This is a genomic window from Pseudomonas sp. Y3 TE3536, assembly GCF_053629175.1.
The window spans coordinates 2,383,826-2,396,734 of the sequence record NZ_JBRJHU010000001.1; the positions used below are offsets into that span (position 1 = coordinate 2,383,826).

6 protein-coding genes are annotated in these 12,909 nt (G+C 63.9%); 5 read left to right on the forward strand and 1 reads right to left on the reverse strand.

Annotated features, from left to right (window positions below; translation table 11 throughout):
• Positions 1-306: 306 nt before the first annotated feature.
• The 5 genes from hutU to hutG all read left to right on the forward strand — a co-directional run bounded on the left by hutU (position 307) and on the right by hutG (position 7,189).
• Positions 307-1,980 carry a urocanate hydratase gene (gene hutU / locus AB7M33_RS10775; RefSeq protein ID WP_027592395.1) on the forward strand — a complete coding sequence of 558 codons (1,674 nt, stop codon included), beginning with the start codon at positions 307-309 and terminating at the stop codon, positions 1,978-1,980.
• 69 nt (positions 1,981-2,049) lie between these two features.
• A complete protein-coding gene (gene hutH, locus AB7M33_RS10780; protein ID WP_027592396.1) occupies positions 2,050-3,582 on the forward strand; it encodes a histidine ammonia-lyase in 1,533 nt (510 codons plus the stop codon).
• 167 nt (positions 3,583-3,749) lie between these two features.
• A complete protein-coding gene (locus tag AB7M33_RS10785; RefSeq protein WP_265969955.1) occupies positions 3,750-5,153 on the forward strand; it encodes an amino acid permease in 1,404 nt (467 codons plus the stop codon).
• 16 nt (positions 5,154-5,169) lie between these two features.
• Complete coding sequence (gene hutI, locus AB7M33_RS10790; RefSeq protein ID WP_265969954.1) at positions 5,170-6,375, forward strand: imidazolonepropionase; 1,206 nt, start codon at positions 5,170-5,172, stop codon at positions 6,373-6,375.
• A gap of 10 nt (positions 6,376-6,385) precedes the next feature.
• Entirely contained in the window at positions 6,386-7,189 is an 804-nt protein-coding gene (gene hutG, locus AB7M33_RS10795; protein ID WP_265969953.1) for an N-formylglutamate deformylase, read from the forward strand.
• Between the two features lie 38 nt (positions 7,190-7,227).
• On the opposite strand, the gene AB7M33_RS10800 is transcribed toward hutG, so the two are convergent.
• Entirely contained in the window at positions 7,228-12,885 is a 5,658-nt protein-coding gene (locus tag AB7M33_RS10800) for an NEL-type E3 ubiquitin ligase domain-containing protein (RefSeq protein ID WP_454242828.1), read from the reverse strand.
• Positions 12,886-12,909 lie beyond the last annotated feature (24 nt).

Below are 12,909 nucleotides of genomic sequence, written 5' to 3' on the forward strand. Positions count from 1 at the left end.
TTTGGCCAGTAACACCTGTAACAGACGCGCGATCGCCTTTGCGCATGGCGCGATATCGCGTCGAACTAACAAGGCGGTCGCGCGCGTTTACCTCAGGAATAATTGGCCCGAAACAAACGTAGGAGCGAGCGTTGCTCGCGATGCGCCGCGCAGGCGGCGCTCGGTCTATGCACCACCGCACAACTCAAGCCAGGAGCGAACAGGTCCAAATATTTTGGTTGTCCATGCTTGTACATACAAGTAAAGGTGTGTTTGTATATTGACCACGACACACCTGCCCGCGGACGACCGCAGAGGACCCTTCCCGTGACCGACAACAACAAATACCGTGACGTTGAAATCCGTGCCCCACGTGGCAACAAGCTGACCGCCAAAAGCTGGCTGACCGAAGCGCCACTGCGCATGCTGATGAACAACCTCGATCCGCAGGTCGCCGAAAACCCGAAAGAACTGGTGGTCTACGGTGGTATTGGTCGCGCTGCCCGCAACTGGGCCTGCTACGACAAGATCGTCGAGACCCTGACCCGCCTGGAAGACGACGAAACCCTGCTGGTGCAGTCGGGCAAGCCGGTCGGCGTGTTCAAGACCCACAGCAACGCCCCCCGCGTACTGATCGCCAACTCCAACCTGGTGCCGCACTGGGCTAACTGGGAACACTTCAACGAACTGGATGCCAAGGGCCTGGCCATGTACGGCCAGATGACCGCCGGCAGCTGGATCTACATCGGCAGCCAGGGCATCGTCCAGGGCACCTATGAAACCTTCGTCGAGGCCGGCCGCCAGCACTACGGTGGCAGCCTCAAAGGCAAGTGGGTACTGACCGCAGGCCTCGGCGGCATGGGCGGCGCCCAGCCACTGGCCGCGACCCTGGCCGGCGCGTGCTCGCTGAACATCGAATGCCAGCAGAGCCGTATCGATTTCCGTCTGGAAACCCGCTACGTCGACGAGCAGGCCAACGACCTCGACGACGCCCTGGCGCGCATCGCCAAGTACACCGCCGAAGGCAAGGCCATCTCTATCGCCTTGCACGGTAACGCCGCTGAAATCCTGCCTGAGCTGGTCAAGCGTGGCGTGCGCCCGGACATGGTCACCGACCAGACCAGCGCCCACGACCCGCTCAACGGCTATCTGCCGGCCGGCTGGACCTGGGAGCAGTACCGCGACCGCGCGCAGACCGAACCGGCTGCGGTGGTCAAGGCTGCCAAGCAGTCCATGGCTGTGCACGTACAGGCCATGCTCGACTTCCAGAAGCAGGGCATCCCGACCTTCGACTACGGCAACAACATTCGCCAGATGGCCAAGGAAGAGGGCGTGGCCAACGCCTTTGACTTCCCAGGCTTCGTACCGGCCTACATTCGCCCGCTGTTCTGCCGCGGCGTAGGCCCGTTCCGCTGGGCCGCGCTGTCTGGCGAAGCCGATGACATCTACAAGACCGACGCCAAGGTCAAAGAACTGATCCCCGACGACGCCCACCTGCACCGCTGGCTGGACATGGCCCGCGAGCGCATCAGCTTCCAAGGCCTGCCAGCGCGTATCTGCTGGGTCGGCCTGGGCCTGCGCGCCAAGCTGGGCCTGGCGTTCAACGAAATGGTGCGCAGCGGCGAGCTGTCGGCGCCGATCGTGATTGGCCGCGACCACCTGGACTCCGGTTCGGTATCGAGCCCCAACCGCGAAACCGAAGCCATGCGTGACGGCTCCGACGCCGTCTCCGACTGGCCGTTGCTCAATGCCCTGCTCAACACCGCCAGCGGCGCCACCTGGGTGTCACTGCACCACGGCGGCGGCGTAGGCATGGGCTTCTCGCAGCACTCGGGCATGGTCATCGTCTGCGACGGTACCGATGAAGCCGCCGAGCGCATCGCCCGCGTGCTGACCAACGACCCAGGCACCGGCGTTATGCGCCATGCCGACGCCGGCTACGACATCGCCGTCGATTGCGCCAAAGAGCAAGGCCTCGACCTGCCAATGATCACGGGCTGATCGCTGCACTTTGAGAGATACTGAACAACAAGAAGGGGCCTGCGGGCCCCGACAGAATGGAGTAGCGAAGTGACCGAACTGACCCTTAAGCCTGGCACCCTGACCCTGGCCCAGCTGCGCGCGATCCACGCCGCACCCGTGCGCCTGCGCCTGGATGCCAGCGCCGACCAGCCGATCAACGACAGCGTTGCCTGCGTCGAACAGATTCTTGCCGAAGACCGCACCGCCTACGGCATCAACACCGGTTTCGGCCTGCTGGCCTCGACCCGCATTGCCAGCCATGACCTGGAAAACCTGCAGCGCTCGCTGGTGCTGTCCCACGCCGCCGGCATCGGCGCGCCGCTGGACGACGACCTGGTGCGCTTGATCATGGTGCTCAAGATCAACAGCCTCAGCCGTGGTTTCTCCGGTATCCGCCGCAAGGTGATCGATGCACTGATCGCCCTGGTCAACGCTGAAGTCTACCCACACATCCCGCTCAAAGGCTCGGTCGGTGCATCCGGCGACCTGGCACCGCTGGCGCACATGTCGCTGGTGCTGCTCGGCGAAGGCAAGGCGCGTTACAAGGGCCAGTGGCTGTCGGCCACCGAAGCCCTGGCCGTTGCTGGCCTGGAACCTCTGACCCTGGCCGCCAAAGAGGGCTTGGCCCTGCTCAACGGCACCCAGGCGTCCTCGGCCTACGCCTTGCGCGGGCTGTTCTACGCCGAAGACCTGTACGCCGCCGCCATTGCCTGTGGTGGCCTGACCGTGGAAGCGGCGCTGGGCTCGCGTTCGCCGTTCGATGCACGGGTGCATGCCGTGCGTGGCCAGCGTGGCCAGATCGACACCGCCGCGTGCTTCCGCGACCTGCTGGGTGAAACCAGCGAAGTCTCGCAATCGCACAAGAACTGCGACAAGGTCCAAGACCCGTACTCGCTGCGCTGCCAGCCACAGGTCATGGGCGCTTGCCTGACCCAGCTGCGCCAGGCTGCCGAAGTGCTGGGCATCGAAGCCAACGCCGTGTCGGATAACCCGCTGGTGTTCGCGGCTGAAGGTGACGTGATCTCGGGTGGTAACTTCCACGCCGAACCGGTGGCCATGGCTGCTGACAACCTGGCCCTGGCCATCGCCGAAATCGGCTCGCTGAGCGAGCGCCGCATTTCGCTGATGATGGACAAGCACATGTCCCAACTGCCGCCGTTCCTGGTGGAAAACGGTGGGGTCAACTCCGGCTTCATGATCGCCCAGGTCACCGCTGCTGCGCTGGCCAGCGAGAACAAGGCGCTGTCGCACCCGCACAGCGTCGACAGCCTGCCCACCTCGGCCAACCAGGAAGACCACGTGTCGATGGCCCCGGCGGCGGGCAAGCGCCTGTGGGAAATGGCCGAGAACACCCGTGGCGTGCTGGCCATCGAATGGCTGGGCGCCTGCCAGGGCCTGGACCTGCGCAAAGGGCTGAAGACCTCCGCCAAGCTGGAGCAGGCGCGTCAGGCGCTGCGCAGCGAAGTGCCGCACTACGACCGCGACCGGTTCTTTGCGCCGGATATCGAGAAGGCCGTCGAACTGCTGGCCAAGGGCAGCCTGACCGGGCTGCTGCCGGCTGGGGTTCTGCCTAGCCTGTAATGCCTTTGGGGCCGCGTTGCGGCCCATTCGCGGGGCAAGCCCGCTCCCACAGCAGCCCCGCAGATTTCAGACCTGTGTCGTTCCTGTGGGAGCGGGCTTGCCCCGCGAATGGGCTGCAACGCAGCGCCCTCGATCTCACGACCACAAAAACAAAATTAGGACGTGACATGCAACAAGCTCAAGGTCTCAAGCGCGGGCTATCGGCCCGGCACATCCGTTTCATGGCGCTCGGCTCCGCTATCGGTACCGGGCTTTTCTACGGTTCCGCCTCTGCCATCCAGATGGCAGGCCCCGCCGTGCTGCTGGCCTACCTGATCGGCGGCGCCGCCGTGTTCATGGTCATGCGCGCCCTCGGCGAGATGGCCGTGCACAACCCTGTCGCCGGCTCCTTTGGCCACTACGCCACGACCTACCTCGGCCCTATGGCCGGCTTCATCCTCGGCTGGACCTACGCCTTCGAAATGGTCATCGTCGCCATCGCTGACGTGACCGCCTTCGGTATCTACATGGGCTTCTGGTTCCCTGAAGTGGCCCGCTGGATCTGGGTACTGGGCATCGTCTTCCTGATTGGCGGCCTGAACCTGTGCAACGTCAAAGTGTTCGGCGAAATGGAATTCTGGCTGTCGCTGCTCAAGGTCGGCGCCATCGTCGCGATGATCCTCGCCGGCCTCGGCATCATGGCCTTCGGCTTCAGCCAGGTGGGCACCGGGCATGCCGTCGGCTTGAGCAACCTGGTCGAGCATGGCGGCTTCATGCCTAACGGTGTCGGTGGCCTGATCGCCTCCTTCGCGGTGGTCATGTTTGCCTTTGGCGGTATCGAAATCATCGGCGTGACCGCCGGTGAGGCCAAGGACCCACAACGGGTCATCCCCAAGGCCATCAATGCCGTGCCACTGCGCATCCTGCTGTTCTACGTGCTGACCCTGTTCGTGCTGATGTGCCTGTACCCGTGGCCGCAGATCGGCAGCGAAGGCAGCCCGTTCGTGCAGATCTTCAGCAACCTGGGGATCGGTTCGGCAGCGGCAGTGCTCAACGTGGTGGTGATTTCCGCTGCGATTTCGGCCATCAACAGCGACATCTTCGGCGCCGGCCGCATGATGTATGGCCTGGCCCAGCAAGGCCACGCCCCGCGTGGTTTCAGCAAGCTGTCCAAGCATGGCGTGCCGTGGATGACCGTGGTGGTCATGGGCGCGGCGCTGCTGGTTGGGGTGTTGCTCAACTACCTGATCCCCGAGAACGTGTTCCTGCTGATCGCTTCGATCGCCACCTTCGCCACCGTGTGGGTGTGGCTGATGATCCTGGTCACCCAGGTCGCCATGCGCCGCAGCATGAGCCGCGCAGAAGCCGCGCAGCTCGCGTTCCCGGTACCGTTCTGGCCGTATGGCCCCGCCATGGCCATCGCGTTCATGGTGTTCATCTTTGGCGTGCTCGGTTACTTCCCGGATACCCAGGCCGCGTTGCTGGTCGGTGTCGTCTGGGTGGTGTTCCTGGTCGCGTCCTACCTGCTGTGGTGCAAGCCGCGGGCAGGGCAGGGCAAGGCGGCCCAGGCGCCGGCCGAGCTGCACCGCTAGTACAGGAGATTTGCAAATGAGAACCCTCTGGCAGCACTGCCATGCGGCAACCATGGTGGACGGCCGTTACGCGATCATCGAGGACGCGGCGATCGTCACCTGCGCCGGGCTGATCGAATGGATCGGCCCCCGCAGCGAGCTGCGGCCGGTCGAGGCTGAGCGTACGGTGGACCTGGGCTACGCCTGGGTCACTCCTGGCCTGATCGACTGCCACACCCACGCCGTGTTCGGTGGCAACCGCAGCGGCGAGTTCGAGCAGCGCCTGCAAGGCGTGAGCTATGCCGAAATTGCGGCGCAAGGCGGCGGCATCGCCAGCACCGTGCGGGCCACCCGTGCGGCCAGCGAGGATGAACTGTTCGCCAGTGCTCGCCAGCGGGTTCAGGCGCTGATGCGCGATGGCGTGACCACGCTCGAGGTCAAGTCCGGCTACGGCCTGGACCTGGCCAACGAGCGCAAGATGCTGCGCGTGGCCCGGCGCCTGGCCGACGAATTGCCGCTGTCGGTGCGCGCCACCTGCCTGGCGGCCCATGCCCTGCCGCCGGAGTACGCTGGCCGGGCCGACGATTACATCACCCACATCTGCGACGAGATGCTGCCGGCCTTGGCCGCAGAGGGCCTGGTGGATGCCGTGGATGCCTTCTGCGAACACCTGGCGTTCTCCCCGGCCCAGGTCGAGCGGGTATTCATCAAGGCGCATGAGTTGGGCCTGCCGGTCAAACTGCATGCCGAACAGTTGTCGTCGCTGCACGGCTCCAGTTTGGCTGCGCGCTATCAGGCGCTGTCGGCCGACCACCTGGAGTTCATGACCGAGGAAGACGCCATTGCCATGGCCGCGGCCGGCACTGTTGCCGTGCTGCTGCCGGGCGCCTTCTACTTCCTGCGCGAGACCCAGCTGCCGCCGATGGAGGCCTTGCGCCGCCACGGGGTGAACATTGCCCTGGCCAGTGACCTCAACCCCGGCACCTCGCCAGGGCTGTCGCTGCGCCTGATGCTGAACATGGGCTGCACGCTGTTCCGCATGACCCCGGAAGAAGCGCTGGCTGGCGTGACCACCCATGCCGCCACGGCGCTTGGCCTGGGCGACAGCCACGGCTCGCTTGAAGTGGGCAAGGTGGCCGACTTCGTCGCCTGGCAAATCGAACGCCCCGCCGACCTGGCCTACTGGCTCGGCGGCGACCTGCCCAAGCGCGTGGTGCGCCGGGGCCATGAAATATCCAATTGAGCGAGGCGCAATGGACAAGGTACTGAGTTTTCACCAGGGCCGCCTGCCCCTGCTGATCAGCATGCCCCACGCCGGGCTGGGCTTGACCCAGGCCGTGCGCGAGGGCTTGGTCGACCAGGCGCAGAGCCTGCCCGACACCGACTGGCACATCCCGCGCCTGTACGCTTTCGCCCGTGAGCTGGGTGCCAGCGTAGTGGCGGCGGAGTATTCACGCTTCGTCATCGACCTGAACCGCCCGGATGACGACAAGCCGCTGTACGCCGGGGCCACCACGGGGCTGTACCCGGCCACGCTGTTCGAGGGTGAGCCGCTGTTCAAACACGGCAAGGAACCCTCCGCGGACGAGCGCAAGGTCTACCTGGAACAGATCTGGCGGCCTTATCACGAGACGATCCAGCGCGAGCTGGCGCGCCTACGCAAGGAATTCGGCTACGCCTTGCTGTGGGATGCCCACTCGATCCGCTCGCTGATCCCGCACCTGTTCGACGGCAAGCTGCCGGACTTCAACCTGGGCACCTTCAACGGCGCCAGTTGCGATGCCGAGCTGGCCGAGCGGCTGCAGGGGGCGTGCGCTGAGGTACAGGGTTACAGTCATGTGCTGAACGGGCGCTTCAAAGGCGGGCATATCACCCGGCATTACGGTAACCCGGCCGAGCACATTCATGCTGTGCAGCTGGAACTGGCGCAGAGCACCTACATGGAAGAAGTGGAGCCCTTCGCGTACCGCGAAGACCTGGCGCAGCCGACTCAAGCAGTGCTGCGCGCGCTGCTTGAGACACTGCTGGCCTGGGGCCGGGAGCGCTACGGAAGGTAAGCGGATGTCGAGCGGCGCAGCGCGCCGCTCAACGGTCGTCAAGCGTACCTGTAGCTTTCGGTGATAGTCAGTTCGCGTATCAGGTTGGCGACCTTCTGTTCGTATTCGAGCTTCAGGCGTTCGAACAGCGGCGCCAGTGCTTCCAGGGTCGGGCTGGCACCGCCGGGCTCCCGTGTTTCATCTGGCGCATCCAGCACGCGCTGTTGGTAGTCTTGCTCCAATACGGCGAAACGCTCCGCATAGGTTTCCCGCAGGTAGTCGACCCAGGCATCTTGCCGGGCGGCAAATGTCAGGAACGGGTCGCCACTTTCATCTGCAAGTACCTGCGTGCGAGCAGCATCCAGCTCTGCGGGACTGACGTTGGCGCAGGCCTGATAGAGCATTTTCTTGGGTGCCAGCGGCAGTTCCAAAGCCTCTGCCAGGTTCAGCTTGTAGGCCATGCGCACTTCGGCCTCGTCCCTGGTACCGGCCCGTTCGCGGGCGATGGTTTCGACGGCCTCCAACCGATAGAGGCGCAGTACCAGCCGATACAGTGCCTGGCCGCGAGACTGCTCGGGCAGCGCCTTGAGCGCCTGCTCGGTGAAGACCTTGATTTCCATTTGGTTGAACACCAGCCAGGCGCCGTCGTGGCAGGTCTGGTATAGCCCTTGACCATTGCGCTCGACGCCCGCGTAGGCCATGCCGTTGAACAGTGCACGTTCCTCGGCGCTGTTGCCGGCGACCTCCAGAATGCGCCAGACGCGCGCGACGAAATCGGCGCGGGTGGCCAGTGTGCGATACGAGGCCGTGTGCGCCAGGCGGCCTACCAGTTCGAGCAATGCCGGCGCTTCGCCGCCCTGCTGCAACGTCTCCCACACCGTGCGGTGCGCCTCGTTTTCCTCCACGCTTGCCATGAGCCAGTCGTCGACGTCGGGGGCATCCATTTCAGGTTCCAGGGCGGGGCTGTGGGCATGGCCATGGTCGCCGGAACTGACGCTGTCATCATCGTCGCTGTCATCGGACTCACTGTCCGAGTCGTGACGCTCGCGCCAATGCTCCTGAAGAATTTCGTCGGGCAGGTCCATCAGAAAACTGTACGACCTGTTACGCGCTTCAGAGCCATGGGCGCGGGACATCGTGAAATCGCTCAGCGGGTTGCCACGCAGGGATATTTCCGTGTGCGCATGGTCATTGCGAGGGTTGTACAGGATGTGGTCCGGCAGGTTCACGATCTGGTTGTCGTCGAGGTCCAGAATGTCCAGGGGCAGAAGGTTATCCACCCACTCCGGCCACGTTTGCAGGCCGGTGTTGGCCAAGGTGAGCCGGGTCAGGTGATGGCCCAGCGTGCGCAGATTCTCATTGTCGAAAGAGGCGGCCAGGCGGTTGCCTTCCAGATTGAGCGATTCTAACTGGGGCATGCGCGCGAACATTGCCATGGCGTCGTCATCGATCTGACCACCCTCTATACGGATTGTCAGGTGGTGTAGGTCCGGTAAGGACGCAAGCAAGTTGGGAAGCGCGCCAGTCGGTGCAACCTGGCCATCGAGGGTGAGTGCTTCCAGTTGTGTGAAGTGCCCCAGGAGCCTGTCGAGCTGCTCGCGGGTGGCGGTCATGCGCAGCAGCTGTAGTTCGCGCACGCGGGCGTACAGGTGCGGCGGCAATTGCGGTGGGAAGTTACTCAGCGAAATGTCGGTTAACTGCAACGGGCCCGTGGTCCCCAGGAAGTCAGTGCGCATGAATGTGAGCCATGCCTCGCCGATTTGCCTTCTGGCTGCGGTTGCCTGTTCGCTCAAGGGGTTGGACGAGCTTGAGGCATTGGCCCAGTTGTCGAAGATGGCCAGCACCTCCTGCTGATCCCGCCGGTAGGCCTGCGCACTTTGCTGAATGCTGGGAGGGGTGTCGAATGCCAGTTCGAACTGCCTCGCCTCGGGTGCCTGATCAGCCAACAGCGTTAGAATGGCCTGGCGCGATAGCAGGTTGCCTTGCAGGGATATGCGCCCACGTGGTTGTGCTGTTAGTGGTGCGAGGGCGATCTCGTCCGGCACGCTGGTCAGCGCGTTATCGCGCATGGAAAGGTGATCGATCATGGCGAGCGATTGGCTGTTGAGCCACGCAGGCCAGCGTGCCAGGCCTGTGCGGTCCAGGCCGAGATAACGTAAACGGACATTACCGATGTTCGGCGTGTCCTCGAAGTAGTTGATCGGGCTGCCACTCAGGTCGAGCACCTCCAGGTTTGGGAAACGGTCACTCAACCCTGCGATGTAACCGCCACTCAGGCCCAGGCGCGTGTCGTGCAGCCGCAGCTCGCGCAGTGTCGCAAACGCCTGCCGGGGTTGCAGGTTCAAGGTGCTGTAGGTGAGCCCTTGAGGGCTGCTGACTTCCAGGGATGTGAGGTGCCGGAAGCGCTGCAGGAAGTTGTCTACCGCCTGCAGTTCCGGGCCGATGTTCGCGCCCAGGGTGTGCGAGTTCAGCAGGCCCGTGCCTTGGTAATCAACCAGCTGCAAGCGCACGATGCGTTGCTCGAAAAAGGCGGGTAGCTGTGCGGGATAGTCGATCAGCAGGATGCGCTCCAGGCGCAGCGTGGCAGCGCCCCGCCCAATTTCCGGTAGGTGGGTGGCCTGCCAATGCTGCCATAGGGCGTCCTGAATGCGGGTCCGGCTGTCCAGGCGCCTGTTCAGGTCGGGCAGATCAAGGGCTGCGTCGCTCCAGGCGGTCAGGCTCTGATCCAGGGCATCACGCTCGGCCATCAGCTCATTCAAGCGCTCGCTGATCTGCACGCGTGACAGCCCTGCGCCTTCCAGGGCGGCCAGTACCGCTTCGGCGCTCTGCGTGTCTTGCTCAAGCGCCAGCAGCCGAATCAGATACAGCAGGTCTTCCCTCAAGACCGTGCTGGCGAGCGTGCCGCGGCCGCTCAATGGGTAGCCCACTCGTCCGTCGGCAAGGCGCATGGGCGAGTTTGCGCCTGGTTTGGCCGGTTGCATGTGGAGCACCTTGCGCAACGCGGGCCGTGGCAGTAACGGTAACTGCTGCACGTGCTGCTTGAGCGCGGGGCCTTCCCAGGTATTGGGAAAGCCCAACGCTGCCCGGTTCGCGTCGGGCAAAGCATGCAAGATGGCCGAGTAGAGCGTGTCGCGCCCATGCAGTTCGTGCCCTTCGCCATCGTAGGCCTGGTAGCCATCGGCGTGTTGAGCCAGCACTTTGCGAACAGGCCCGTCTGGCGCGCCTACCTGATCGATCAAGGGGCCGGTGAACCTGCTTTGGCGGACCTCGATGCAGATATCGTCAGCCCAGCCAGGCAAACGCGCCACACTGTGCAAAACAAGCCTGTCGGTGTCCGGGTTGTTCACATTGTCGAGGTAGAGCCCCTCGTAGGCGCGCGCCAGGCGTACCTGCTGTTGGTAGGTATGGATTTCTTGAGCCAGACGCAACGGCACCTTGCCCGCCAGCAACTGCTCCAGCTCCGCTGGGCTGGCATGGCGTGCCAACTCGTCCGCGATACCAACGGGCAGCGCGGGGTAGCGGCGGGTAATGGTCTGGGTGCTGGGGGCTTGATCGACGGGCGGTGTCTGGTAGCGCGTTTGAAAGGCAGTGATACGTGTGTTCGCGTCTGTGCCGGCCAAGTCCTGTGACACTTCCTGATCGAGCCTGAAGCGGCGCAGGGTGTCTTCCAGCAGTGCTGGCGGGCGCTGGTTTTCGGTCAGGACCTGGCGCAGGACGGTTTCATGGGTATCGCTGACGGCGAGGATGCGTCGGGCGGTTTCTTCAGAGAACCCGCTGGCCGAAGGCCCCAGGCGTCGGAACAGCGTGTGGCCCTGCCATTGGCGCGGGCGCTCGAACTCATGCTGCCAGGCACCGGTTTCGTTATGGCGCAGCAAGGGCTCGTAGCTGATGGCTTTGGTTGGGTGCTCAATGCGCTGTTGGGGTGGATTGCCTGGCGAGGTCTTGACTGAATAGACGCGGTCTTCCAGCGCCAGCCAAGTCTTGCCCTGGTAGTGATAGAGGCCGAACGCGTCAGGTTTCAAGCCGGCGGGCAACAGGATGTCATGGGCAAAGGGCGTGATATCGGGCTTGATCAGGCGTGTCTTGCCATTGGCCAAGGTAACGCTTTGCAGCTCTTCGATGAACGATGGGGTTTCGACCGGTATCCGCTCGAGGGCGGGCGTGGTGCCAGCACCGGCACCAGCGGCGCCGAGTGCGGCGAACAAGGCGACGTTCTCGACCACGTCCATGAGGTAACCAAAGGCCTGCTCACGCTCGCCACGGCTCCAGCTTTCGATACCCTCGTAACTTTCATAGGCCAGCTGAACGGTGGTGACAACCATCATCACCTGGCCCAGCACGGGCACGAAGAAGGCGCCGATGTTCAGTGCCTGCAGCACCCCGCCGGCGAAATACGCGAGCCGGGCTTCCAGTACCTTTTCGTCCATCACCGCAGTGGGCACGCCATGGTAAAGCGCATCCATTTGCAGTTTTCGAACCTTGCGCCGGGTGAACTCGGTCAGGAATGACTGGCTGTAGTCGTGCATGCGCACGTGCAGCTTGGCCTGTCGGTCCGGGCGGCGAACCTTCAGTTGTCCGCCCTCGGCCCATACCAGCGGATAGAGGCGATCGGTAAGGGTGGCGAACAGGGCGTCGGCTTGCTCATCGGCCACCAGGCCACGGAAGAAGTCCAGGTAGCCTGGGCTGAACATTCGGTCGCGCAAGTCGCTGACGAAGTCGAGCGTGGAGGTGTACTCCTTGAGAGGGCACACTGGGTCTTCGGGAATGTAGACCGTGAAGGGCCCGCGCAGGCCGCCTTGGTCGTCCGACGGGCCGATGGCCACCACGCCGGTCAGGTCGACATCCCGCAGTTGCAGGTTACGGCTCAGCAGTGGGCTGGCGTCTTGCACAACGCGCTTGTTATCCGCAACGTCCAGCAGCAAACCGTACGTGCGTTCACTGATGTGCTTTTTCATGTACGCCACGCAGGCATGCAGCTTCAGCGTCGAGCTTTCGCACCGTTTGAGCAGGCCGAGCTGATTGAAGGCGGCTGCACCCGGCGCCTGGTCGGCCGAAGAGGCGGGGTTGAACACGGCTTCGAGGGTTTTCTGGTACTGCCCGCCCAGGTCCAGTTCCCGGCACAGTGCGGCGAATTCATGGGGGGCGATCGCCAGCGTGTGGTCCTCATTGGCGGGGTCGTAGATGACTGCTTTCATGCGCCTCAGGTCCATCCCCCCAGCCTGAGTGTCGCCAGCCACGAAGTTTTGCAGCGCGGCGGTCAGCAAGGGCTGGGTGGCTCGGCGCACGGCGGCGGCGGCCTCCACTGCTGGGTCTTTCGACAGGTTCGCGAAAGACCAGGGCGTGTCCGCAAGCTTGGGGTGGAACAGGACGGCCCGACGAACGTCCACCTCCAGCCCAAAACGCTGTGTGATGGCTGTTTTGAGCAGGGGTTCGGCGAAGGCTTCAAGGGTGGTCAGTTGCCCCAAGGCGTGTTGCTTCTGGGATTCGAGCCAGCGGAAATGGGCATGCTCGGCGTGAAAGGTCGCGACGGTCTCCGGCATCTGCAGGCATGCCTGTTCATACCAGTCCAACGGCTGCTGGGTAGCACTGCGCAAGGCCGCGTGCTGGTGCGTCGGCAGTGCCTTGAACCAATCGGGGACGAGCCCTGCGATCAGTGAGTAGGCGGGGTTAATGGCGTCGTCGCCGACGATTCCGACAGGGGCAGTGATGGCAGGCATGAGAGACTCCGATTGATTGGTCAG

Bases quoted from the DNA above. Each gene is read 5' to 3' on its own strand.
- AB7M33_RS10785 (WP_265969955.1), top strand. From the start codon at position 3,750: ATGCAACAAGCTCAAGGTCTCAAGCGCGGGCTATCGGCCCGGCACATC.
- hutI (WP_265969954.1), top strand. From the start codon at position 5,170: ATGAGAACCCTCTGGCAGCACTGCCATGCGGCAACCATGGTGGACGGC.
- hutG (WP_265969953.1), top strand. From the start codon at position 6,386: ATGGACAAGGTACTGAGTTTTCACCAGGGCCGCCTGCCCCTGCTGATC.
- AB7M33_RS10800 (WP_454242828.1), bottom strand. From the start codon at position 12,885: ATGCCTGCCATCACTGCCCCTGTCGGAATCGTCGGCGACGACGCCATT.